Consider the following 23,931-nt stretch of genomic DNA (forward strand, 5'->3'; position numbering starts at 1 on the left):
ACCGAAAACCGACACGATCACACGGGTGTGTTCAACGTGATGATAACCGGGGCAACAATTGGCTTGCCGTCACTGGTGTCGACTGCACTGCCAAGAATCGCCATGTTGCGGTCATACGTAACTTTGTTGGAGTAAAGCTGACTGAATAACGACGTCGCCACAGCCAGAGAATCGGCATTTGCAAATGCCTTCTCAGGCTGATGGCATTCCGTGCCTTCCTCCGACACAGGCAAACAACCCAGGGCGATATTCAGCAATGGCGTCACGTCGAGTCGCTGCCCCCGGGTACTCTCGAACTCTGCATCGGTGGCATAGCCAATGTCATCGGTTTGGGCAGCCCCATGGAACAGCTCGTGAATCAGGTCATCAGCGACCACGTCATGGTTGAAGCCCAGACCTGTAAAGTGCCTGTTGAGGCTCTTGGTATAGATTTCAACAAAGGCAATACCCGCTTCATTACCTGAACCCGTGCTTTTCCAGCGTTTGTAACTGCCCACGTCGAACGCTGCAAGCACATCGTGTTCCTTCACCGCATCGAGCAAAATGTTACTCATCGAAAAACCGGCAAAGTCAAAGCGGATCAAGCGTAGATAGTTCACCAGACGATTAGTGGCAGCCGCCGAAGTATCGCCGAACATAATTTTCATTACCTTGCTGCAATCTTGTTTCAAGTCATGCCGCTGAAGGACTGCGATAGCATCGTCAATTTTCGCTCGGGCACGCGGCAGACTTTGTTCAATGAACCTGCGCGTGTAGCTCTCTGGCAAGGTTTTAGGTGAGTAAGGCAACCGCACAGGCGCTCGATACGAAAAACCAACCAGCGGCTTGCCCCATAAGTCGCCGCGACGATTCAAGGCAAACCAATTTTTATCTTCACGTGCGGCAAGCACTGCGATGTTGTCGCCAGTAGTGCCACGCGGCCGCCATGTGCCAAGCCCGAATTGCGTACTACGGGAGTTGTCGATCAAGTCAAAGGATTGTCGACTATCGCTCAGCGTGCGCAGTTGTTTCCGCGCTACGGTAATAAGCTCGTGGGTATTTTTATTGAACCGCAACAAGCCTTTGTGCACGAGTTTCCCACTTGACTGCAGGCCCGATGGCACACCGTCGAACGGATTGAAAAGGGAAATCGCCGAGGTGAAAGCCAACCTGGAAAAACGCGCCGCTTTTGATGTCGTGGAAATGGCCTTGGCAGAAATACTCAACGCTTTCGAACTGGCTCCCGCCACCGTTCCCACAAGACCGATACCGTCCATCAGACAACCGTAGACGCCATCTACCACCTTGTCATGTTCACCGGATGCGACGTCCTGAATACATTTCTTGAACGGTACAATCAGGTCGATGAAATAGGTGAGCAGTTGTTCCCCCTGCTCTTGAGAACTTTCAAGTGGCGTCGGAATGCGCACCAGTTCTCTAAGTTCACCGGCATCCAGGAATGGGCGGTTTTTGACGATGAAGTCGGCGATACGCGCAATGTTCGGATCGTTGAAGCGTTGATATAAACCCTGCTTGGGGTTTGCAGATGCAGCGGGCTCCGGCAGCAAACCAAAGTTATCGATGATCGCCAAGCTGGTGGTAATAGCAGAATCCGGAGCTGCTGCGTGGGTGTAGCATTTCACATTGAGCGGCAGGCTTTGCGGATAAGTCAGCGTCAGTTGTGTAGTCAAATCCGCCGGACGGCTAATCCGTGAACGCTGTTCGAGTTTTCGCTCGCGAATGATCAAGCTGCCCAGAGCGTCGTTTTTCCGGAACTCTCCACGTGAGGTAAACAGTTCATAGCAAATGAAGACACCGTTATGAGAAGCACACATCACGAGTCCGAAGCGCCCGGTTGCAGCGTCTCTGCTTTGCTGTGTTTCTCTTCCCTGAGTGAAATCGAATGGGCCACCGATACGACGGCTAACATAGTAAATCGATGATTCGCGTACTGTTAGAAAGCTTATCTGCGCATTCATGAATACTTTCAGATCCGGTGCGGGCATCTGCGCCAACGCCAGTTTCACTGTCGACAACATGGCGCTGTTGAGTTCCGTCAAATGCACGGCCAACTGACGATCCATCTCCTCGTCACAGGAAGTGAGTTTCAGCAATTTTGGGTAACGCGTATACAGACTGATACCCGACGGGTTGTAATTGATGGCCGGCTTGGGCACCCCGTTAGTCACCAGGCGTACGGTGCGCCTGTCCCACTTGCCAGTGACCAGATCGCCCGACTGATGCAGATCGACCATAGACATGACTTGCTGCCCCCCCAGCAACGAGAGCGCCTTTTCATCCAGGGTGTCACAACCCGGTGCCGCCACTTTCAAAGCCGCTCGGGCGATGTCTGCCCTGGAAGGTAATGGCGTCGAAAATGCACTAGCTATCTGGGCAAGTTGATCCGAGTGTTGTTCGAACGCTTCGATCGCACGTCGGGTAGTCGCCTCTTCTGCTTGATCGAATTCAGTGCTTGTCACAATCCGGTTAAGCAGTGCCCAATCGACGATCGGGTCAATCATGGCCAGATCCCATAGATGTTTTTGCGCCTCACTGACCGGTTCAAGGTCCACATAGGCCATGATCTGCGAGTAACTCAGTACTCGCGACGCACCGGTTTTCACCGCTTCCACCAGTGCTACGGCACGACATAGCTTCACCCATGCAATCGATCCGAGTGTGACTGAAGCCGGGACCTCACGAACCAGAAACTCCGGCGCCGTCCTCGACAGGAGCAAGTGCGTTACCAGCGGCCCCCAACGTCGATCAAGCCAGTCACTGCCCGCAAGATAATCGGTGAGCAACACGCGCACAGCCGACGGATGCCAATCAACAAAGGACGGCGCATACAAGTCAAACGATTGAATGTGCCTACGTTTATGGCTATGGCCGACCCACGGGGCTATATCGAGCAATATGGAGGTTATCAAGAACTGCTGCAGAACAGTGTCGGAGAAAGTCCCTTGTTCGTTCTCTTTAAACCAGCCCAATTCTCGCAAGCATTTCTCCGCAAACGCCCGGGGGAAGGCGTGACGAACATATTCGGCAATGCGCTGATTGGCATTTTCATTGGACACCGGAGCGCGTCCGGTCTCGATATAAAAGGCAGTCAACATTTTGTACGGTGGCAAGAATTTTGTTTTCGCCTGACGAATCTCCGCAAATTGCTCATCCGACAGTGTGACCAAGACCTGACCGTCGCTCTCGAAATGTTCCCAGTAGTTTTCAGGCTCTTCTACTTGCGGATCAAACTTCAATATTTCGATAAGATTCCTGACTTGCGCATTTTTTCTCGGCAAGTCGATTTCATGGAACCTGAACCACTGCTCAAGCGTGACATCGTGATTGGTCCATATATACCCCCCTGCCGTGCGGGCCACATCCGCAATCACTTTGATTGTTGATTGAATCTCTTCACTGTGATCGAAGTGGTCTGCCGCAACCAGATCCACCCAACCTCTATCTTCGTCGAAAACCTCCATCTTGCCGTCTGCAGTTACACAAAACAAACCCTCATGATCGCGTACGCCCTCCCGAATAAGTGCCCCGAATACCGCTCCGAGCTTCTCCAGATTATTGAACAAGAGCATGCCAGGGTTATAAATCTCGAACAGCGACGACCCTGCTTTTAACTTTACATCATAGTCAAACCAGTAAATATCCTGATCATCTGAAAAACTGTTCAGCACGACGTCCAGTTGTTGCAGTACTTCGCGGCATTCGTCTGCATCGCCCTGAGACCTTTTTTTCCACTCGGCAAGCGCAATGGTCGACGACCGGAACAACTTGTTTCTTTTAGCGACAGACATTAAAAAACCTCATCAAGTTAAGTGCTGAATCCTCAGCTCGATGATGTTTTACTGTTCCCCAGGCATACGATCCAGTGCAAAAATATTAAACACCATTACCAATGGCCACCCTTACACACAAACAGCATGCAAACTCACTCTATCAACCCCCACTCTCCCGGAGTTGCATCCGGATCATTATTCGGATCTGCGACAAGCTTGATTCGTAACTTTAGATTATTGGCTGAATCAGCGTTCTTCAATGCCTCCTGCTTACTTACAACCCCCTGCGAAACCAAATTGAACAAGGCACCATCAAAAGTTTGCATGCCAAGTTCCGTAGATTTTTCCATGATGGATTTGAGCTCTTCGAACTCGCCACGCCGGACAAAATCAGTGATCGTTGGCGTGCCCAGCAGCACCTCCACGACCGCGCGTCTTTGTCCATCAACCGTACGCACCAGACGTTGAGAAATGCATGCTTTCAAGTTGCCGCCCAGCGCCTGCAACAACTGCGATCGGCGTTCTTCCGAAAACATGTTGATGATCCGATCCAGTGCCTGATTGGCGTTATTGGCATGCAACGTGGACAACACCAGATGCCCCGTCTCGGCAAAGGCCAGCGCATGCTCCATGGTTTCGCGGTCGCGAATCTCGCCGATCAGTACGACGTCTGGCGCCTGGCGCAGGGTGTTCTTCAGCGCGGCATGAAAACTGCGGGTGTCGACACCGACTTCACGCTGATTGATGATTGATTGCTGATGTCGATGGATATATTCAATCGGATCTTCGATTGTGACGATGTGCCCGCGGCTATGACGATTGCGATGGTCGATCAGCGCCGCCAGCGACGTGGACTTGCCCGAGTCGGTAGCGCCGACGAACAGTATCAGCCCCTGCTTGAGCATGACCGTTTCGAGCAGTACCGGCGGCAGTTTCAGGTCTTCAAATCGCGGGATGTCGAGTTTGACGTTGCGGATCACGATCGACACGTCATTGCGCTGCTTGAAGATGTTGACCCGGAAACGACCGATCCCTGTTCGGGAAATCGCCAGGTTCATTTCCAGATCACGGTCGAACTCCCGGCGCTGTTCGGCGTCCATCAGGGACGCGGCGACGGTTGCCACTTCGCCGGGCTTGAACGACTGCTCGCTCAAAGGTGTCAGCACGCCGTCAAACCGCGCACTGGGCGGCGCCCCCGTGGACAGGAACAGATCCGAACCGTGGCGGCTCACCAGTTGTTTGAGCAGTGCGTCGATTTCCATGGCCAAAAACACCTGCGAAGCTTTCAAGGAACTTAAGACCGTGCGTCGTGACGCGACGGGCCTTACAGCGTCTACCGCACTAGGATAGTAGACGCCGCCTCACCGACCGATGCTCAGGACTGATGTGATGAACGCTGTACCGAACACCAACGACGCCCAGGCATTGATCGCCCGCACCGACTGGAGCCGCAGCCCGCTCGGCAGCGCCGATAGTTGGCCGCAGAGCCTGCGGACCGCGGTTGACATCGTGATTCATTCGCCGATGCCGATGCTGTTGCTGTGGGGCCCGCAGCTCACCCAGATCTACAACAACGGCTTCGCACTACTGGCCGGCAGCAAGCATCCCCACGCTTTCGGACAGCCGGCGCACCAGATATGGCCGGAACTTCGAGACTTTACCGACCCGATTTACAGCGCCGTCCTACAAGGCCAGGTGCGAACCTACAGCGAACGGCGCTTTACCCTGCAACGGGACGGTAAGGAATCCGACTTCTGGCTGGACCTGACCTACAGCCCGATACGTGACGAAAGCGCGCAAGTGTCCGGCATTCTGGTCACTGCAATCGAAACCAATGAGCGCCGACGCATCGCCCTGGAACTCCAGCAGCGTTCCGAAGACAGCCTCAAGGCCCAGCGCGAAAGCGAAGAGCGCCTGCAGCTGGCGCTGGCGGCTACCGATGCGGTTGGCACCTGGGACTGGGACATTGGTGAAGATCGCTTCATTGCCGATGCACATTTCGCCCAGTTGCATGGCGTCGACCCGGCGCGGGCCAGCCAGTTGCCCATCAGTGAATATCTGCACGGCGTGCACCCGGAAGACCGCGCGCTGATCGCCCGCAGCATCAAGCATTGCATCACCCATGGCACCGAATACGCCGAGGAATATCGTTTGTTGCAGGCCAATGGCGACGTGCGCTGGGTCTTCGCTCGCGGGCGCTGCTACAAGGATCACCACGGACGGCCGATGCGTTTTCTCGGCGCTGCGCTGGACCTGACCGAGCGCAAGCACACCGAGCAGGCCCTGCGCCAAAGCCAGACCGAGCTGCAACTGATCATCAACGCGATGCCGATCCTGATCAGCTATGTCGACCGCGAAGAACGCTTTCGCCTGAACAACGCCGCGTACCTGGACTGGTACGGGTTGACCCCGCAAGAGCTGTACGGTCGAACGATCCGCGAAGTGATCGGCGAAGAGTCCTACTTTCTGCGCGCTCCGTACATCGCCGAGGCCCTCGCCGGTCGGCCCTGTTCATTCAGCCTTTACACGCCCCATCGCGATGGCAGTCAGCGCCACGCCCTGATGAACTACCTGCCACGCCACGGCCCGGATGGCGCGGTGAACGGTTTCTACATCTTCGTGATCGACGAGACCGAACGCAAAAAGACCGAAGAAGCCTTGCGCAACCTCAATGAAACCCTTGAGGAACGCGTCAGCGCGCGTACCGAGCAACTGGCCCAGGCCAACCAGCGCCTGCAGAACGAAATGTTCGAACGCGAACGTGCCGAAGATGCCCTGCGCCATGCGCAGAAAATGGAAGCGGTCGGTCAGCTCACCGGCGGTATCGCCCATGACTTCAACAACATGCTGACCGGAATCATCGGCAGCCTCGACCTGATGCAGCGCTATATCGCCAGTGGCCGTACTGATGAAATCGGTCGATTCACCGATGCCGCGGTGTCATCAGCCAATCGCGCCGCTGCTTTGACTCACCGCTTGCTGGCGTTCTCCCGGCGCCAGTCGCTGGATCGCAAGACCCTCAACGTCAATGAACTGATCCATTCGCTGGAGGACCTGATCCGCCGCACCAAAGGCGACCCGATCGAACTGACCTTGCGCCTGGCCGACAACGTCTGGCCCGTCAGCACCGATGTGAGCCAATTGGAAAATGCCCTGCTCAACCTGGTGATCAACGCCCGCGACGCCATGCCGGATGGCGGCGAACTGCTGATCGAAACGGCCAACGTTTATCTCGATGGCAACGACATCACCACCCTCGAACCGGTCAAGGCCGGTGATTACCTGATGCTGGCGGTGAGCGACAACGGCACCGGCATGACGCCGTCGGTGCGTTCGAAAGCGTTCGACCCGTTCTTCACCACCAAACCGATCGGCCAGGGCACCGGGCTCGGGCTGTCGATGATTTACGGTTTTGCCCAACAAACCGGCGGGCACGTCAGCCTCGACAGCCTGCCGGGTCAGGGCACCTGTGTGCGCCTGTACTTGCCTCGCCTGCATTCTCTGGTGGCGGAGCCGGCCGTGGCCGAGACGGAAACGCAGGCCCCCGCTGTCGCCACCGGCGAAACCGTGGTGGTGGTCGAGGACGATCCGGCGGTGCGCATGTTGGTCATGGACCTGCTCAAGGAGCTGGGTTATCGCGCCCATGAAGCCGAAGACGCCAAGGGTGCTCTGCCATTGCTCGAATCAGATCTGCGGGTGGACCTGCTGGTGACCGACGTCGGCCTGCCAGGCATGAACGGCCGGCAAATGGCGGAGATCGCTCGCCAGCATCGTCCGGGGCTCAAAGTGTTGTTCATGACCGGTTATGCGCAGAAAGCCGCCGAGCGTCAGGGCTTTCTCGAGGACGGCATGGACATGGTTGCCAAGCCGTTTTCCATCGAACAGCTGGCCGGCAAGATCCGCGCGATGTTCAGCCAAACCCCGTGACTTGAGGCATAATCCGCGCCCCGCCGTCACCCCGCTACAGGTATTGCACGATGAAAGCCCAAGCCCGCCACATTCTGGTCAAGACTGCCGATGAGGCTGAAAAACTCAAACAACGCATCGCCAACGGTGAAGCGTTCGATGTGCTGGCGAAGAAGTTCTCGACCTGCCCGTCCGGCAAGCGCGGCGGCGATCTGGGTGAAGTGCGGCCGGGACAGATGGTCGGAGCGATCGACGCGGTGATCTTCAAGAAACCGCTGCGCACCGTGCACGGACCGATCAAGAGCAAGTTCGGCTATCACCTGGTGCAGGTGTTTTTCCGCGATTGATCCAGTGCCCCGAAGGTGCAGCTTCGGCAGCACCTTCGGGGATCGGATTCACTCCCTGGGGATCAGTGCTCCGGGCACTTGGATCACCCGACTCGCCAACCGGTGCCCTGCCTCTGCCGCTTGCGCAGGGCTTGCCCCCGACAAGCGACTGGCCAGATACGCCGCACTGAACGAATCCCCCGCCGCCGTGGTGTCCACCACCTTCTCGACCTTCTGTGCCGGAACTTCAAACGCTTCCCCGTCGCAACGGATCAGACAGGCTTCGGCACCACGCTTGAGCACCACTTCCGGTGTGCCGATCTGCGCATACGCCTCAAACACCGCCTCACAGTCCTCGAAATGGAACAGCGCCTGCTCGTCGTCCACTGTCAGCAACGCCAGATCGACATGCGGCAACACGCTGCGATACGCCACCCGTGCCTCTTCCACCGAGGCCCACAGCCGTGGCCGGTAATTGTTGTCGAAAACGATCCGTGCATCGCGCTGGCGGGCTTCGATCAAGGTCTGGATCAGTTTTTCCCGGCCCTGCGCGCCGAGCACTGCCAACGTGATACCGCTGAAATACAGCACGTCGTAGTCTGGCAACGCCCTCAGAATCGGTGCGGCGGCTGGTGTCGTGAAGCAATCGCGCACAGCGGCTTCGTTGCGCCAGTAAAGGAAGCGGCGCTCCCCGGTAGCGTCGGTCTGGATGCAATACAATCCCGGCAAACGACCGGGCAAGCGTTGGACGAGGTCCAGTCCAATATTTTCGGCGGCCCAACTGCGGCACATTGCATCACTGAAACTGTCGTCGCCCAGCGCAGTGACGTAATCGACCTGCGCCTTGTCACCCATGGCGCGGGACAGATAGACCGCCGTGTTCAGCGTGTCACCGCCAAAGCTCTGTTGCAGGCTGCCATCGGCACGTTGCTGGAGTTCGATCATGCATTCGCCGATCAGAGCGATGCGCGGTGTGTTCGGACCCAATGGACTGAGCGTGTTCATCAGAAACAGGTTTCCATGGTTTCGATCACCGACAGCTGCTCGTCCACCAGCAGCCCGACCCGCCACTTGTCGAAGGTCAGGCATGGGTGGGAAGTGCCAAAGGAAATGATGTCGCCGACACGCAATTCCACGCCCGGCGCCACGGTCATGAACGCGTGCTGGTCCATCACTGCCGTGACCTTGCAGGCACCGACATCCTCGCCTACCGCTGGCACCACACCGGCCTTGTAACGCTGCAACGGCACCGGCATCCCGGCATCGAACGCCACGTCACGCTTGCCCAAGGCAATCACGGCAAACCCCGGCTCCGGCATCGACTGCACGTGAGCCCAGACTTCCAGCGCCGGACGCAAGCCTTCGTGCAGGTCGCTGCGACGGTCGAGCACGCAGCACTGGGCCTCTTTGTAGATGCCATGGTCGTGAGCCACGTAGCTGCCGGGACGCAACACGCTGAGGAAACGCCCGCCAGCGTTCTGCGCTTCGAACGATTCGGCGATCAAGTCGTACCAGGCCGAACCCGATGCAGTGATGATCGGTTTGGCGATGACGAACGCGCCGCTGTCCTGCAACTGCACCGCCAGACGCACCAGCGAGGCGGCGAATTCACGGATGCCGCTGACGGCGTGATCGCCATGGATCACGCCTTCGTAACCCTCGATACCGGTCAGCGCCAGTGCCGGTTGCGCACCGATGGCCTTGGCCAGTTCGATGACTTCCTGCTCGCTACGGCAACCGCAACGGCCGCCGACCACGCCGTACTCGATCATCACGTTCAGGCGTACGCCGCGTGACGCGAAATAGGCGCCCAGATCGGCGACGTTGTCCGGGTGATCGACCATGCAATAGAAATCGAAGCCCGAATCGGCCGCCAGCAGGTCGGCAATCAACACCATGTTCGGCGTGCCGACCAGTTGGTTGGCCATCAGCACCCGGCGCACGCCGTGGGCGTAAGCGGCGCGAGTCTGGGTGGCGCTGGCCAGGGTGATACCCCAGGCGCCGGCGTCGAGCTGACGACGAAACAACGCCGGGGTCATGCTGGTCTTGCCGTGGGGCGCGAGTTCGGCGCCACTGTCGCTGACAAACTTTTGCATCCAGCGGATGTTGTGCTCCAACGCTTCGCGGTGCAGCACCAGCGCCGGCAGACTGATGTCACGCACCAGTTGCGCGCCAATGGCGGCATCACCCTTTTCCACGGCAGCAGTGTTGTTGGCAGTCGTCATGGTCGAACTCCTCACGATCGCGTCCGCTGGCGGGCGCAGTTATTCGTTGATACGCCGGGCGAGGCTGTTGGCGCTCTCGATCAGAACCCGGCGATAGTCGTTGTAGTTGGTCTTGGCATCGGCGCGCGGAGCGACGATACACAGGGTGCAGATGGCCACGCCGCTCGGGTCTTTGACCGGCGCGGCGAAGCAATGGGTAAAGGTGTCGGCAACACTGTCGAACGAGAAGAAACCGTCGATGCCGGCCTGACGGATTTCCGCCAGAAACGTCTCCATCGGCAGGCGTTCGCCATCGGGCAAAATGAAATCGTCGGGGTCGATCAGGTCGCTGATTTGCTGGTCACTCAAATGCGCCAGCAGCAAGCGCCCGGAGGCAGTCCACGGGATCGGCGCGTTTTCGCCGATATCGGAAGAAATGCGGAAATGCCGCTCGCCCTCCTTCATCAGCGCCACCGTGTATTTGCGCCCGTTGAGCAGGCACATCTGCGCGGTTTCCCGGGTCTGGCTGACGATCTCCTGCAACGCGTGATCGGCCTCGCGACTGAGGTCGAAATGCCGCAAGTGCGCCTGGCCGAGGAAATACAGCTGACGACCGAGATAGACGTGACCGTCCTTGCCCACCGGCTCCAGAATCCGCCGTTCGAGCAACGAGGCCACCAGTTCGTAGACCGTGGATTTCGGGCTGCCGATGCCGTTGGCGATGTCGTTCGGACGCAGTGGCTGGCCGATCTCCTTGAGGAAATCGAGGATATCGAACGCCCGGTCCAGACCGCGTGCCCGGCGCTTGATGGTGTCTTCGGTCATTTCAGTGGTTCCCATTCAAAGTGCCGGGAGTTTATCGCGAAAGATCGTTCCCATGCCTTGCGCGGGAACGGTCAATACTCAGGCCTTTTTCTTGTACGCGATGCAGTCGATCTCGACCTTGCAGTCCACCATCATGCTCGCCTGCACACAGGCCCGGGCCGGTGCGTGTTCAGGCTTGAAGTACTCGCCGAAGACCTTGTTGAAACTCGTGAAGTCCCGTGGATCGTCCAGCCACACCCCGGCACGTACCACATCCTCTAGCCCATAGCCGGCCTCTTCAAGAATCGCGATCAGGTTCTTCATGGTCTGGTGAGTCTGTTCGACGATGCCGCCCACGATGATCTCGCCATCCACCGCCGGCACCTGACCGGAAACGTGCAGCCAGCCATCCGCTTCAACGGCGCGGGCAAATGGGCGCGGCTGGCCGCCGGCGGCGGTGCTGCCGGTTCCGTAACGCGTAATGCTCATGGGTGTTTCTCCTGATTGAAAAAGTGAAAAGTCAGAACCGCGTGCTTTTGAGAAATTCCGCCAGCCGCGGCGATTGAGGACGCTCGAACAGTTCCTTGGGAGGCCCCTGCTCTTCGATGCGCCCCTGATTCATGAAAACGATCTTGTCCGAGACCTCGAACGCAAAACGCATTTCGTGGGTCACCAGCAACATGGTCATGCCGTCTTCGGCCAGGCCCTTGATCACGTTCAGCACTTCGCCGACCAGTTCCGGGTCAAGGGCCGAGGTGACTTCGTCGAACAGCATCAGGCTCGGGTTCATCGCAATCGCCCGGGCAATCGCCACGCGCTGTTGCTGACCACCGGACAACTGGCCGGGAAAGTGATTGCGCCGCTCCAGCAGGCCGACCCGCTCCAGCCATTTTTCGGCCAGGACCACGGCTTCGTCCTTGTGCATCTTTTTGACTTTCAGCAGGCCGAGCGTGACGTTCTGCAACGCGGTGAGGTGCGGGAACAGATTGAATTGCTGGAACGCCATGCCGGTCATCGCCCGATGGCGCGCGATGACTTTTTCCGGGTGGCGCACGCGTTTGCCGCTGACCTCGTCATAACCGATGGACTCGCCGTCGAGCAGGATCTGCCCGCCCTGGAACTCCTCCAGCATGTTCACGCAGCGCAGCAGCGTGGTCTTGCCCGAGCCGCTGGAGCCGATCAGGGTCACCACGTTGCCGCGCTGCATGCTCAGGTCGACGCCCTTGAGCACTTCGACCGCACCGTATTGTTTGTGCAGGCCTCGGATATCCAGCAGCGGCTGGCCGTTCTGGACGTTGGAAACTTGAGCTTGAGTCATGGCAGGGCCACCCGCTTTTCAATGTGCCGGCCGAGTAATTCGATGCCGTAGTTGATGACGAAGAACAGAAAACCGGCGAACAGATAAAACTCCAGGGTCATGAACGTCCGGGCGATGATCTGCTGGGTACTGAGCAACAGCTCGGCCACGCCGATCACCGACAGCAAGGTCGAGGCCTTGACGATTTCCGTGGACGAATTGACCCAGGTCGGCAGGATCTGCCGCAGCGCCTGAGGCAAGAGCACGTAACCGAGGGACTGATAGAACGTCAGACCGATCGCCTTACCCGCCTCCATCTGCCCACGTGGCAAAGCCTGCAACGCACCGCGCACGATCTCGGCAACGTGGGAGCCGCAAAACAGCGTCAGACCCAGGGCACCCGCCTGAAACGCGCTGATCTGCCAACCAAGCGCCGGCGCCATGTAGAAGCAGGCCAGCACCAGCACAAACACCGGGGTGCCGCGAATCAGGTCGACATAAAAGCGGAACGGCGCGCGCATCCAGAACTTGCCATAGGTCAGCACCAGCCCGGCAAATACGCCGATAACCGTGCCGAACAGAATGGCCAGCGCCGACACCTGCACGCTGGTCAGAAAGCCTTGCCACAAGGCTTCGCGGGCAATCCACAACTCATGCAACCAGCTGGGGGATTCGTACATCGCAGCCTCCTATCGGCGGATCGCCAGACGCTGCTCGAGGTAACGCAGCAGCATGGCAATGAGGTAACAGGCCGCGACATACAACGCCGTGGTCACCAGCCAGGTTTCAATCACCCGGTAGCTTTCGACGTTGATCTTGCGCGCGTAATAGGTCAGCTCCGGCACCGCGATCGCGGCAGCCAGCGAGGTGTCCTTGAACAGCGAAATGAAGTTGTTCGACAGGGCCGGCAGCACGTTGCGCAACATCACCGGCACGGTGACGTAGGCCTTCACCTGCCACTCGCCCAGACCAATCGCCAGCCCCGCTTCACGCTGGCCCTTGGGAATGCTCAACAAGCCGCCGCGGAACACTTCCGTCAGGTACGCCCCGGCATACAGCGACAGCGTGATGATGAACGAAGGGATCTTGTCCAGCCGGATCCCCAGACTCGGCAACGCAAAGTAGATCAACAGAATCAACACCAGAATCGGCGTGTTACGGATCACCGTCACATACACCGATGCGAGCACCCGCAAGGCGCGATGCTTCGATAGCAAGGCAAACGCCATCAGCAGGCCGATCACGCAGCCGATGGCGATCGACACCAGCGCCAGTTCGAGGCCCAGACCGAGCCCCGCCAGCAAGGTGTCGAAATCGCGCCACACGGCGGCAAAGTTCAACTGATAGTTCATGGTCGGCAGTACCTTGAGCGGGGCACGTCAGGGCGCCCCACTCTCACGGGATCATTTGAATTCGACAGGGAAACCGATGGCGGGCGATGGCAGATCCACGCCGAACCATTGCTTGAACGATGCCGCGTAAGTCGGGAATTCAACGCCGGTCATGGCTTCATGCAGGGTGGTGTTGACGAAGTTCAGCCAGTCTTGATCGCCACGTTTTACGGCACAGGCATAGGTCTGCGGACTCCAGGCATACGTCGGGCTGCGGTAGCGGCCAGGGTTCTGCACCATCAGGTATTTGACCGAAGACTGGTCGGTGGCGGCGGCATCGGCGCGGCCGGAGTTTACGGCCTGATACATCAGATCAACGCTGTCGTACTGATCGACCTTGGCCTTGGGCAGTGCCTGGTGCACCAGCTCTTCGGCGTACACGTTTTGCAGAACGGCCACGGTCACGCTGTCGCCCGCGGCCTGCAGATCTTCGATTTCCTTGTACTTGCTGTTGTTCGGCAACAGCAGGCCGACGCCTTCGCGGTAGTACGGCAGGGTGAACGCCACTTGCTGCGCACGGCTGGCGGTGACGGTGATGAACTGGCAGCTCATGTCGACCTTGTCGGTCAGCAGGTTGGGAATCCGCGCATCGGACGACTGCACCACGAACTCGACCTTGCTTGGGTCATTGAACAGACCTTTGGCCACCATCCTGGCGATGTCGATATCAAAGCCCTGCAACTTGCCGTCCGCGCCCTGGAAGTGCCACGGCGCGTTGGTGCTGCCGGTCCCCACGATCAGTTTTCCACGGGCCAGGACGCTGTCGAGCTTGCTGTCGGCCGCCTGGGCCATACCCATGACAGCGGACGAAGCCGCGAGAACAAAAACACACGCTTTCAACAAGGAAGGTCGGCGATGCATGGCAAGCACTCCAGAGGGTTGTTTATTCCGTTATACCGGAACTTGGTTTGTTACTACGGAATAGACAGCAGAAAGTGTGCCACAGGATTCGAGGGGAATCTGCAATGGAATGAAAAGTGTGCTGAATCAGAGGGATGCGAATAGTGCTGGAAACGGTGTTACGCCAAGTGACGTAGATGTCGCGCTACCGTTGGCTACACACACGGGTATTCGGGCCACATTTCAGTGCGCACGGCACAAAATGGCGCATACCACACCTGTCAACTCTGACAGTAGCTCGATCCCCTTTCCCTCCGATAACGTCTTTCAATCCCCGGAAAGAAAACGGAGGTTGTTATGAGCGCTTCAATATCCTTCTCGGAGCTGCCAGCCACCTACCGCAAAACCCTGAAGACCTGGCGCCCGGTGATCCTGTATTTCGCCAATGAACACTGCCCCGCCTGTGAGTGGGCTGGGCCGATCTTTCGCCATGTAGCCGAGCCCTATCGGCAACGGGGAAATATCTACATGCTCAATACCCGCGACTGCCCCCGCCACCCACTGGTCACAGGGACACCAACGGTACTGTTCTACAAGAACGGAAAACTCTTGAAAAAACTCAAGGGCATCGGCACCGAAGAAACTCTGGAGCGGGACTTTGCCCAACACATCGGCAAGGTCAAGGCGCCGGCCGTTCACAGCAAACCAAGGCACGATCTGCCATGGCTGCGCCATACCCTACGCACCTTGCGCACCATCCCCGACAGCCGCCAACGGAACTTTTCCTGAAAGTGCCACCTAAGAGCCATCAAGTAATGGCACTTTCGTTCCAATTGATCTGTAACAACTAGCCTCGAGGCCGGATTGGACAAGCTCCCATCCGGCTGCTTTCCTTTATTTCTCAGAAAGAGATAGGTGCTGTTGGCCATCGGCCGCGGCCTTGCTTCGTCCCAGGAGGGGTCAATGTCCTTTAACGTCATGATGGTTTTCGGTACTCGCCCGGAGGCCATCAAAATGGCCCCTTTGGCCCGGGTTCTGCGTCAGTGGCCCGACATCAAACTCAATATCTGCTCGACTGGCCAGCATCGGGAGATGCTCAAGCAAGTGCTCGACGCGTTCGAACTGACGGTCGATGAAGACCTGCAAGTCATGACCCAGGGCCAGACCCTCAACGGTCTCTCGCAACATCTTCTTGCACAACTCGATCAGGCCTACGAACGGGTCAAACCGGACATCGTGCTGGTGCATGGCGACACCACCACCAGTTTCATCGCCGCCCTCGCCGCGTTCAATCGCCAGTTGCCGATTGGCCACGTCGAGGCCGGTTTGCGCACTGGCAATTTGCGCGCGCCCTGGCCGGAAGAAGCCAACCGGCGTCTGACCGGAGTGATCGCCGACCTGCACTTTCCGCCGACCGGCAAGGCCGAAGCCAACCTGCTGCGCGAAGGCGTACCGCAGGACAACATCGAAATCACCGGCAATACCGTGATCGATGCGCTGCTGTGGATGCGCACGCACCAGCAGCAAAGCCAGTGGCGTCCGACAGCCGATTCCCCCTTGTCAGTGCTCGACGACAACCGTCGCATGGTGTTGATCACGGGGCATCGCCGGGAAAACCTCGGCGACGGTTTCCAAAACATCTGCCAGGCCCTGGCCGACCTCGCCCTGCGCTACCCGGATGTGCAATTTGTCTATCCGGTACACCTCAACCCGCAGGTGCAGAATGCGGTGTACGGCATGCTCGCCGACAAACCCAACATCTATCTGGTCGCCCCTCAGGATTACCCGAACTTCGTCTGGCTGATGGGTCGTGCGCACTTCATCCTGACCGACTCCGGCGGCGTCCAGGAGGAAGCGCCAGCCATCGGCAAACCGCTGCTGGTATTACGTGACGTCACCGAACGCCCCTCCGTGCTTGAGGGTGGCACCGTGTTGCTGGTGGGCACCGACACCGCGAAGATCGTCAAGGAAGCCAGTCAGTTGCTCGATGACGAAGCAACCTACCAACGCATGAGCCGCGTCCACAGCCCGTACGGTGACGGCCACGCCAGTGAACGCATTGCAAAACGCCTCCACGCCTGGCTGAGCGCACGCTCGGCGGCGGGTAACGGCGTATGAGTCTGGGTTGGGTCGACTTCTTTGCGTATGTGCTGTTTGGTCTGAAGTATGTGGCGATCATCCTCGCCCTGCTGATGTTCATACTCGGCCTCGATGACCTGTTCATCGACCTCGTGTACTGGAGCCGCAAGCTGATCCGGCGCTGGCGGATCTACGAGAAATTCAAGCGCGCCGACGAGGAACGCCTGTACTCGATTCCCGAGAAACCGCTGGCGATCATGGTGCCGGCGTGGAACGAAGTCGGCGTGGTCGGCGAGATGGCGCGCCTTGCCGCCTTGCCGCCTCGACCATCGACTATGAGAACTATCAGATTTTCGTCGGCACCTACCCCAACGACGCCGAAACCCAGGCCGACGTCGATGCGGTCTGCCAGCACTACCCCAACGTGCACAAAGTGGTCTGCGCCCGACCAGGCCCGACCAGCAAGGCCGACTGCCTGAACAACATCATCGACGCAATCCTGCGCTTCGAGAGCGAGGCGAAAATCCAGTTCGCCGGTTTCATCCTGCACGATGCCGAAGACGTGATCTCGCCGATGGAGTTGCGCCTTTACAACTACTTGTTGCCGAACAAGGACCTGATCCAGATTCCGGTCTACCCCTACGCACCGGAATGGAAAGGCTTCACCGCCGGCCACTACGTCGATGAGTTCGCGGAAAACCACGGCAAAGACGTCATCGTGCGCGAAGCCCTTACCGGCCAGGTACCCAGCGCCGGCGTTGGCACTTGCTTCAGCCGTAAGGCCATCAGCGCGCTGCTGGAAGACGGCGACGGGATTGCCTTCGATGTGCAGAGTCTCACCGAAGACTACGACATCGGTTTCCGCCTCAAGCAGAAAGGCATGAAGTGCATCTTCGCCCGCTATTCGGTCAGCGATCCGAAACTGGCGCTGGAGCAGCCGTGGGTGTTCGGCATGAACCGCGAATTCTCCCAGGTGATCTGTGTACGCGAGCACTTCCCTCGTGATCTGCAGCACGCGATCCGGCAGAAATCACGGTGGATCGTCGGCATCGTGTTCCAGGGCACCAAGAATCTCGGCTGGAGCCGCAAAGGTCTGCTCAATTACTTCCTGTGGCGTGACCGTCGCGGATTGATCGCCTACCTGCTGAGCTTTCTGGTCAACCTTTTGTTCCTGGTGCTGCTGGCGATGTGGGCGGTCACGGTGATTTCCCCTGACTCGTGGCGCTACCCATCGATCCTCGCCGACAGCTCGTTGCTCTCGGTGCTGCTGTGGCTCAACGGGCTGATGCTGTTCAACCGTCTGTTCCAGCGTGGCTGGTTCGTTACCCGTTACTACGGATTGGTGGAAGGCCTGCTGTCGGCACCGCGCATGATGTGGAGCAACTTCGTCAACTTCTTCGCCAACCTGCGCGCCCTGCGCCAGGTGATGGAGATGGGCGACTCGCGGCGCGTAGCCTGGGACAAGACCACCCACGAGTTCCCGGCTCTGACCAAGGCCCAACGTACCCCGCTCGGCCATCGACTGGTGGAAAAAGGCTTGCTGACCGAAGAGCAACTGGAAGCGGCGATCACCAGTCCTGTGCGCCGACGTCTTGGCCGTGAATTGCTGCTGCGCGAATACATCGACAGTACTCAGCTTGTACAAACCCTTGCCGAACAGCTCGATCTGGAATGGGCACCGCTCAACCCGTTCAAGCTCGACAAGCGCCTGATCGATGCCGTACCACGTCGGGTCGCATCGCACTACGGCGTGCTGCCGGTGGCCGAAGAAGGCGACACCCTGATTCTGGCCTCCGAAGGCCCGGTCAGCCAGGTCTCGCTCGGCGCAATCAGCCGTCAATTGAAGCGCCCGGTGCGTAGCCGACTGGCACCTCAGGGCCGTGTGACATTGGGGATTCGCTACTGGTACGCCAGTCCCCGCCAGAATGAGGAAGTGCGTCATATGCTCGAAGTACTTGAGCGCCATCAGGACGATGAAGCCTTGCTGGAGCGGGTCAGCCGCCATCAGGTGCTGCTGGGCAATCTGTTGCAGGTACGCGGCATGGTGCCGCCGACTCTTTTCAATCAGGCACTGATCGACTTTGACGCCGAACGGATGTCGCTCGGCGAACACCTGATTTCCCGGGGCATGATCACCCAGGAAGTCCTGGAGCAGGCCCTGGCCGATCAGGCCAGTGAACAACAAGCCGCCTACCGCATTGTCCGGGAGGTCGCATGAAGCCTGTGCATCGTCACACCCTGCTGATGGGCAGCCTGCTGCTGGGCCTGAGCACTGCGTATCCGCTACAGGCTGCGCCGCTGAGCGACTTCGAGCAGTTCCGCAGCTATCCCTACATGGACCGCAGCTATCGCGAAGCGAAAAAGGGCAACTGGAAAGAAGTCGAGCGACTGATGCGCCACTTGCTGGAAAAAGTCCCGAAAAACGACGAAGCCCGGGCGCTGCTCGTTGAGTCGCTAGCCAAACAACGCCGCTACAAAGATGCGATGCAAGCGCTACCGGACAACAGCGAAGCCCTCCTCGACCTGCGTCTGACCTGGATCGAACAGGATCCGCCGACCAGCAGCCAGGTCGAAAGCTGGATGGCCACCAGCAGCCTGAACGACCGCGTGCGCCTGTGGCAGGCTTACAGCTTGAGCCTGGCCAAGTTCGGCGGCGCGGCCAAGGCTCACGACTGGCTCGCACAACTGTCGCCCAAGGGAGATGACAACATCCTGCGTCTGGCGCGGGCCAACTGGTCGGAGCAACTGCGCGACTGGAGCGGCACCATCGATCAGCTCGCACCGCTGGCCGCCCGCAAACAGCTGGATGCCGAAGGCTGGCAACGTCTGGCCAATGCCTACGTGCAGCGCCTCGACGAAAAACCGCTGCAACAACTGTTGCAACAGGCCCCGAGTCCAGAGGCTGCCCGCAAGATCCGCCTGGCGATGGTCGACCGCGCCATTGCCATGGGCCACGAACAACAGGCGCAACGCTGGATTCAGTCGTTGCCGGACTCCGATCTGGCCGATCCGGCGCAACGTCAGCGCCTGTGGGAACTGGCGCGCAAGACCGAGGACGTGCCGACCGTGCAGCGCTTGAGCAACGACCTGCAGCGTCCTTGCCTGGAGACCGCCGAATGGTTGTCGCGCCACGATCCGGAAGCAGCGCTCAAGCAATTTCGCGGCTGCACACCTGACGACGCCCCACAAACCTGGCTGATACTCGCCCAACGCCTGCAAGCCACCGATCTGCTGCAAACCACCCGACTGCCGCAGCCGTGGGACAGTCGCCGCCAGGAGCAAATCTTGAATGTCTGGCAGGATCAGGGACGCAGCGACAAGGTCGATGCATGGCTGGCCGGCCAGACGCAAACACCTGAAATCGTCAAACGTCGGGCGGAACTGTCGCAACGCATGGGCCGCATGACCGAAGCGCAGACTTTGTGGGAGCTTCACTACCGGCAAACCGGCAACCTGAATTCGCTGAACCAGGCCACCTATCTGGCGGTAAACAATGGCGATCACGCACAGGCGCAACAGTTGCTGGAAACCGCGTTCGACCGTCATCAAGGACGCTTGCCGGCCACTGCACTCCAACGTCTGGCCGGACTTTATGCGGCTTCGAAAACCACGACACCGGAACAGCAACGGCGAATGGCTTCATTGCTCACCCATGTGGATGGCGCCACCCGTGGCCAGTTGCTCGCGCAGCTCGCGGAAAACGGTCAGTGCGACGCCGTTCAGCAAGCCATCGGTAACCATCCGCAAGCCGCCGGCGATTATCGCGCTCTGGGTCGTTGCGCGATGCCGGATCGGCCGGGCGAAGCTGTCGTCTACTACCAGCAAGCGGAAAAGCTCGGCGACCACAGCAGTCGTTTGCCATTAGCCTACGCCCTGGAAGCTGCCGGTGATTCGGCTGGCGCGCTGACTATCTGGCGCAGCCTCCCCGCAGCGGAACTGAGCGATAACGCACGCCTCACCGCCAGCCAAAGTGCACTGAATGCCGGTGACAGCCAGACAGCCGAACGATACTGGCAGCAAAGCACGACGCGTGGCGCCAATGAATGGGCCCTCGGTGCGGCAATCGCCGATGCTCGTGGCGATCATGTCCAGGCACTTGAACGTCAGCGTAAAGCCTTGCAACAAGCACCGGACGCCGGGCATTTCTACGCGGCGTCGGTCACTGCGCAAAAGGCTGGCGACCTGCCACAAAGCACCGCGTGGCTGGCCGAGGCTGTGCGCCGCGATCCTAAAAACCCGCGATATCGCGCCGACTACGGCATGCGTCTGGCCGGCGCCGAAACCCGCGAGGAGCGCGCCACCGCAATCCCCTATCTGCAACAAGCTGCCCGCGACTTCCCCGAGGATTACCGACTCGGTGAAACCCTGGCCTGGCGTTATGACGAAGTGGAGGACAGCGCCTCGGCCCGCAAGGAACTGCGCCGGGTGATCGACCTGGAACATAATCCGGTGGCCGCCGACGACGAGGATGGCAGCATGGAAGCGCGGCGCTACCGTCAGCGCCGCGCCCATGAAACCCTCTCCCGCCGCGACAGCCGGACGATTGCCAGCACCTGGTCACCGGCCGGGGTATCGACCAATGACTTCGTGCGCCCGGACGAAAGCAAAGGTTCGAACCGCCGCGCCGACTCGCAAAACGTACAACTGGCGATGTGGGACCACGCTCTGGGCGATGAACCAAGCCGCGCCGGCAGCACGCTGTCGGTGTACGGTCGCGTACTGCTGGGTGGACAAGGTCGCTCCCGTTACGCCGAATCCCTCGCCGCCGGCGTCGGCCTGCGCTACAAGCCGTGGGGCACGCAGAACATCAACTTCTACGGTGAGATCTACAAACAGAGCCAGTTCAACGATGACGACAACCACAGCCTGAGCCTCGGCCAGATGCTGGTGCCGGAAAAACTGCTGGATCAGATCAACGATCATCGCCAGGACGGCCACACCACCACCGACTATCTGTTGCGCGCCACTGCTTCGTTCCTCGATCAGGGCAAGTACCGCAACGACTGGCGCGTCGACGAAAACGACTGGGACGAGCGTTTCCTCTACCTCGATGCCGCCTGGTGGACCAAGGCCGGCGATCACCAGTGGCTGTCGCGGTTCCAGCAGGGGCATGCCTGGAAGCTGCCGAATAGTGGAGCCCAGACGATCATGCCTTATGGCTTCCTCGAATTTGCCAGCCAGGATCCGAGCAACGACTGGCGCCAGGACCTGCGTACCGGTGTCGGTCTGCGCTGGCAATGGTGGTACGACGAAGATCGCTACAACGCCTACCGTTCGAAACTGACGGTACGCACCGAATATCAACAGTCGCTGGGCGGCAATCTGTACGAAGGCGGTAATGGTGTGCTGCTGGGCGTGGAGTGGAATTTCTGATGGCTCGATGGATGTTGTTTTTCTGCCTGCTGCTGGGCGCCACGCTTGCCCGGGCCGATGAGCGGGTGTTCTATCAGCCGCTGAATGTCGATGCGGGCCTGACCCAGGCGCAGTGGCAGAAAGTCTGGCAGGACACGGCCCGGCAAGGTGCGCGGACTGTGATCGTGCAGTGGACCGCTTACGGCGACTCGAACTTTGGCGGTGCCAATGGCTGGCTCGCCAACAGCCTGAAACTCGCCCGACAACAAGGCCTGCATCTGGTACTTGGGCTGTCGATGGACCCGGCGTACTACAAACGCATCGATGAACTGGACAGCGCAGGCCTCGGCGCCTACTGGCAGGCGCAACTGGGACAATCGCTGGCCCAGCAACAGAAGTTGCGCCTGGAGTGGAAGCTGCCGGTCAGCGGTTGGTATCTGCCACTGGAGCTGGACGACTTGCACTTTCTGGCAGCCGACCGTCGAGCAACGCTCCAGCGTCAGTTGAAGGATTTCGCTTCAAAACTGGACGCACCGCTGCATGTCAGCGCCTTCAGCGCCGGCAAGCTGGCTCCGACGGTCAACGCCCAATGGCTGGGGGATCTGACGGTGGCCGGCGCGCAGGTCTGGTGGCAGGACGGCGCAGGTACCGGACGCCTGCCAGTGCTGGTGCGCAACGGCTATGCCAGCGCACTGCCCTGCTCTGTCGGCATCGTGCGTGAAGCATTCCGTCAGGTCAGCCGTGAAGGCGAGGCTTTCCGCGCCGAGCCGGCAACCCCGGACGCCACCTCCACCGGCTGTCATCAAAGTGCCGTGTTTTCCCTGCGATACCGGCCGTGGGGACAGGTGATTCTCGACAACCAACGCAAGCATCCGGGCAGCAATGTACAAAACCATTGAAGACGAAGTACTGAAGCGAACCGCACCCGCCGAGTTATGGGACGAGTTCATCCAGCATGAGTTCGAACGGCTGCATTCGTTCTGCCTGCTGATCTATCTGGCCAGCATGGGTATCTGGCTGGCCTTCGACCTGATCGTCAGCTTCCTTGGCAATCAGGGTTTCACCTGGCTCTCGATGGTGTTCATCGCAGCGTTCGCCGTGCTCGCCGTGGTGTTGATGTTCACGCGCAAAGCCCGTCATTTCGACTGGCTGAACCTGACCTTCGTGTTCCTCATCACCCTCGGCATACGGTTGGTGATCAACGGCTTGCCGCCGACGTTTCACGGCATCTGGCTGGTGCTCGCTGCCGCTACCACGCTTTACAGTGCCTCCGTGCTCCCACTCAGCCGATGGTCGTTCTTCGCTGCACAGGTCGTCACCTGGCTGATGCTCAATCCGTTCATGGGGACCGGTATCGGCCTGCTGGAACTCAAAGGGGTCATGACCATCGCCTACAGCGTGTTTCTCTGTGCGCTTACGATCTATACGTTTTTGAAACTGCGCGAGACCAAGCTCTACAACTACATCATGTCCAAGCTGTTGCTGGATCAGGCCTACAACGACACGCTGACTGAAATCCCCAACCGCCGTTCGTTCATGACTCGTGCCGAAAAGAGCCTGCAAGCGCTGCCCCGCGAAGACGACCATTACCTGGCGATGATCGACATCGACAACTTCAAGAAAGTGAATGATGTGTACGGCCACGACATCGGCGATGAAGTGCTCAAGCGGATCGCGGCAGATATCAAAGCGGTAATGGCACCGTTCGAGTACGCGCGACTGGGTGGCGAGGAATTTGCGATTTATCTGGCGGGCGTACGCCGCGAGGACGTCGAGGCATTGGCCGGTGAGTTATGCCGGGTGGTGCGTGAGCAAACCACCCGGCATCCGGTGACCATCAGCATCGGTGTGGCCCGGGTCGAAGATGGCGATACCCTCAACCAAGCCCTGATCAAGGCTGACGAAGCGTTGTATGAGTCAAAGCACACCGGTAAAGACCGATACACCTTTCATCAATGAGGC

The 23,931-nt window shown here is 59.1% G+C and carries 17 protein-coding genes and 1 pseudogene; 8 read left to right on the forward strand and 10 right to left on the reverse strand.

All coding sequences use genetic code 11. The annotated features are described in order from the left end of the window. Window positions 1–17: 17 nt before the first annotated feature. Complete coding sequence (locus CAF87_RS06245) at window positions 18–3,788, reverse strand: hypothetical protein (RefSeq protein WP_085730774.1); 3,771 nt, start codon at window positions 3,786–3,788, stop codon at window positions 18–20. A 134-nt stretch (window positions 3,789–3,922) separates the two neighbouring features. Then, window positions 3,923–5,032: a PilT/PilU family type 4a pilus ATPase gene (locus CAF87_RS06250; protein ID WP_085730773.1), complete on the reverse strand. Its 1,110-nt coding sequence runs from the start codon at window positions 5,030–5,032 to the stop codon at window positions 3,923–3,925. Between the two features lie 127 nt (window positions 5,033–5,159). Between CAF87_RS06250 and CAF87_RS06255 the strand changes: the two genes are divergently transcribed. Both CAF87_RS06255 and CAF87_RS06260 read left to right on the forward strand, forming a co-directional pair. Next, on the forward strand, window positions 5,160–7,697 hold the full coding sequence (locus CAF87_RS06255; RefSeq protein ID WP_085730772.1) for a PAS domain-containing sensor histidine kinase: 2,538 nt from the start codon (window positions 5,160–5,162) through the stop codon (window positions 7,695–7,697). Window positions 7,698–7,747: 50 nt separating this feature from the next. After that, the gene (locus tag CAF87_RS06260) at window positions 7,748–8,023 is read left to right on the forward strand and encodes a peptidylprolyl isomerase (RefSeq protein ID WP_065260528.1); all 276 of its coding nucleotides are present in this window, start codon (window positions 7,748–7,750) and stop codon (window positions 8,021–8,023) included. Window positions 8,024–8,071: 48 nt separating this feature from the next. Here the strand turns inward: CAF87_RS06260 and CAF87_RS06265 are convergent, their stop codons facing one another. The 8 genes from CAF87_RS06265 to CAF87_RS06300 all read right to left on the reverse strand — a co-directional run bounded on the left by CAF87_RS06265 (window position 8,072) and on the right by CAF87_RS06300 (window position 14,559). Continuing rightward, window positions 8,072–9,007, reverse strand: coding sequence for a sugar kinase (locus CAF87_RS06265; protein WP_085730771.1), 936 nt, complete (start codon window positions 9,005–9,007; stop codon window positions 8,072–8,074). Beyond that, entirely contained in the window at window positions 9,007–10,227 is a 1,221-nt protein-coding gene (locus CAF87_RS06270; protein WP_085730770.1) for an amino acid deaminase, read from the reverse strand. The genes CAF87_RS06265 and CAF87_RS06270 overlap by 1 nt, the downstream gene beginning before the upstream one ends. 39 nt (window positions 10,228–10,266) lie before the next feature. Further along, the gene (locus CAF87_RS06275) at window positions 10,267–11,031 is read right to left on the reverse strand and encodes an IclR family transcriptional regulator (RefSeq protein WP_085730769.1); all 765 of its coding nucleotides are present in this window, start codon (window positions 11,029–11,031) and stop codon (window positions 10,267–10,269) included. A 78-nt stretch (window positions 11,032–11,109) separates the two neighbouring features. Then, window positions 11,110–11,499 carry a RidA family protein gene (locus tag CAF87_RS06280; RefSeq protein ID WP_039768794.1) on the reverse strand — a complete coding sequence of 130 codons (390 nt, stop codon included), beginning with the start codon at window positions 11,497–11,499 and terminating at the stop codon, window positions 11,110–11,112. Between the two features lie 31 nt (window positions 11,500–11,530). Further along, complete coding sequence (locus tag CAF87_RS06285) at window positions 11,531–12,328, reverse strand: amino acid ABC transporter ATP-binding protein (RefSeq protein WP_085730768.1); 798 nt, start codon at window positions 12,326–12,328, stop codon at window positions 11,531–11,533. Continuing rightward, window positions 12,325–12,987, reverse strand: coding sequence for an amino acid ABC transporter permease (locus tag CAF87_RS06290; RefSeq protein WP_007960241.1), 663 nt, complete (start codon window positions 12,985–12,987; stop codon window positions 12,325–12,327). The genes CAF87_RS06285 and CAF87_RS06290 overlap by 4 nt, the downstream gene beginning before the upstream one ends. 9 nt (window positions 12,988–12,996) lie before the next feature. After that, on the reverse strand, window positions 12,997–13,659 hold the full coding sequence (locus CAF87_RS06295; protein WP_059405928.1) for an amino acid ABC transporter permease: 663 nt from the start codon (window positions 13,657–13,659) through the stop codon (window positions 12,997–12,999). 51 nt (window positions 13,660–13,710) lie between these two features. Then, window positions 13,711–14,559, reverse strand: coding sequence for a transporter substrate-binding domain-containing protein (locus CAF87_RS06300; protein WP_085730767.1), 849 nt, complete (start codon window positions 14,557–14,559; stop codon window positions 13,711–13,713). Window positions 14,560–14,895: 336 nt separating this feature from the next. Here CAF87_RS06300 and CAF87_RS06305 point away from each other — a divergent pair, with 336 nt between their 5' ends. The 6 genes and pseudogenes from CAF87_RS06305 (at window position 14,896) to CAF87_RS06330 (ending at window position 23,928) form a co-directional block, all read left to right on the forward strand. Further along, a complete protein-coding gene (locus tag CAF87_RS06305; protein WP_085730766.1) occupies window positions 14,896–15,327 on the forward strand; it encodes a thioredoxin domain-containing protein in 432 nt (143 codons plus the stop codon). A 174-nt stretch (window positions 15,328–15,501) separates the two neighbouring features. Further along, a complete protein-coding gene (wecB, locus tag CAF87_RS06310; RefSeq protein WP_085730765.1) occupies window positions 15,502–16,656 on the forward strand; it encodes a non-hydrolyzing UDP-N-acetylglucosamine 2-epimerase in 1,155 nt (384 codons plus the stop codon). Next, window positions 16,653–18,835 (forward strand): annotated as a pseudogene (nrfB, locus tag CAF87_RS06315) (cyclic di-3',5'-guanylate-activated glycosyltransferase NrfB). Before wecB ends, nrfB begins: the two are co-directional and overlap by 4 nt. Then, window positions 18,832–21,990, forward strand: coding sequence for a hypothetical protein (locus tag CAF87_RS06320; RefSeq protein ID WP_085730764.1), 3,159 nt, complete (start codon window positions 18,832–18,834; stop codon window positions 21,988–21,990). The pseudogene nrfB and the gene CAF87_RS06320 overlap by 4 nt, the downstream one beginning before the upstream one ends. Then, a complete protein-coding gene (locus CAF87_RS06325) occupies window positions 21,990–22,868 on the forward strand; it encodes a DUF4434 family protein (RefSeq protein ID WP_085730763.1) in 879 nt (292 codons plus the stop codon). Before CAF87_RS06320 ends, CAF87_RS06325 begins: the two co-directional genes overlap by 1 nt. Next, window positions 22,852–23,928, forward strand: a complete 1,077-nt coding sequence (locus CAF87_RS06330; protein WP_085730762.1) for a diguanylate cyclase — start codon at window positions 22,852–22,854, stop codon at window positions 23,926–23,928. Before CAF87_RS06325 ends, CAF87_RS06330 begins: the two co-directional genes overlap by 17 nt. Window positions 23,929–23,931: the final 3 nt, after the last annotated feature.

Origin of the sequence: Pseudomonas sp. R38(2017) (assembly GCF_002112395.1) — a bacterium.
Taxonomy (GTDB): domain Bacteria; phylum Pseudomonadota; class Gammaproteobacteria; order Pseudomonadales; family Pseudomonadaceae; genus Aquipseudomonas.

Excerpts from the sequence above, each read along its gene's own strand:
- CAF87_RS06245 (WP_085730774.1), bottom strand. The coding sequence starts at position 3,788 with ATGTCTGTCGCTAAAAGAAACAAGTTGTTCCGGTCGTCGACCATTGCG.
- CAF87_RS06250 (WP_085730773.1), bottom strand. The coding sequence starts at position 5,032 with ATGGAAATCGACGCACTGCTCAAACAACTGGTGAGCCGCCACGGTTCG.
- CAF87_RS06255 (WP_085730772.1), top strand. The coding sequence starts at position 5,160 with ATGAACGCTGTACCGAACACCAACGACGCCCAGGCATTGATCGCCCGC.
- CAF87_RS06260 (WP_065260528.1), top strand. The coding sequence starts at position 7,748 with ATGAAAGCCCAAGCCCGCCACATTCTGGTCAAGACTGCCGATGAGGCT.
- CAF87_RS06265 (WP_085730771.1), bottom strand. The coding sequence starts at position 9,007 with ATGAACACGCTCAGTCCATTGGGTCCGAACACACCGCGCATCGCTCTG.
- CAF87_RS06270 (WP_085730770.1), bottom strand. The coding sequence starts at position 10,227 with ATGACGACTGCCAACAACACTGCTGCCGTGGAAAAGGGTGATGCCGCC.
- CAF87_RS06275 (WP_085730769.1), bottom strand. The coding sequence starts at position 11,031 with ATGACCGAAGACACCATCAAGCGCCGGGCACGCGGTCTGGACCGGGCG.
- CAF87_RS06280 (WP_039768794.1), bottom strand. The coding sequence starts at position 11,499 with ATGAGCATTACGCGTTACGGAACCGGCAGCACCGCCGCCGGCGGCCAG.
- CAF87_RS06285 (WP_085730768.1), bottom strand. The coding sequence starts at position 12,328 with ATGACTCAAGCTCAAGTTTCCAACGTCCAGAACGGCCAGCCGCTGCTG.
- CAF87_RS06290 (WP_007960241.1), bottom strand. The coding sequence starts at position 12,987 with ATGTACGAATCCCCCAGCTGGTTGCATGAGTTGTGGATTGCCCGCGAA.
- CAF87_RS06295 (WP_059405928.1), bottom strand. The coding sequence starts at position 13,659 with ATGAACTATCAGTTGAACTTTGCCGCCGTGTGGCGCGATTTCGACACC.
- CAF87_RS06300 (WP_085730767.1), bottom strand. The coding sequence starts at position 14,559 with ATGCATCGCCGACCTTCCTTGTTGAAAGCGTGTGTTTTTGTTCTCGCG.
- CAF87_RS06305 (WP_085730766.1), top strand. The coding sequence starts at position 14,896 with ATGAGCGCTTCAATATCCTTCTCGGAGCTGCCAGCCACCTACCGCAAA.
- wecB (WP_085730765.1), top strand. The coding sequence starts at position 15,502 with ATGTCCTTTAACGTCATGATGGTTTTCGGTACTCGCCCGGAGGCCATC.
- CAF87_RS06320 (WP_085730764.1), top strand. The coding sequence starts at position 18,832 with ATGAAGCCTGTGCATCGTCACACCCTGCTGATGGGCAGCCTGCTGCTG.
- CAF87_RS06325 (WP_085730763.1), top strand. The coding sequence starts at position 21,990 with ATGGCTCGATGGATGTTGTTTTTCTGCCTGCTGCTGGGCGCCACGCTT.
- CAF87_RS06330 (WP_085730762.1), top strand. The coding sequence starts at position 22,852 with ATGTACAAAACCATTGAAGACGAAGTACTGAAGCGAACCGCACCCGCC.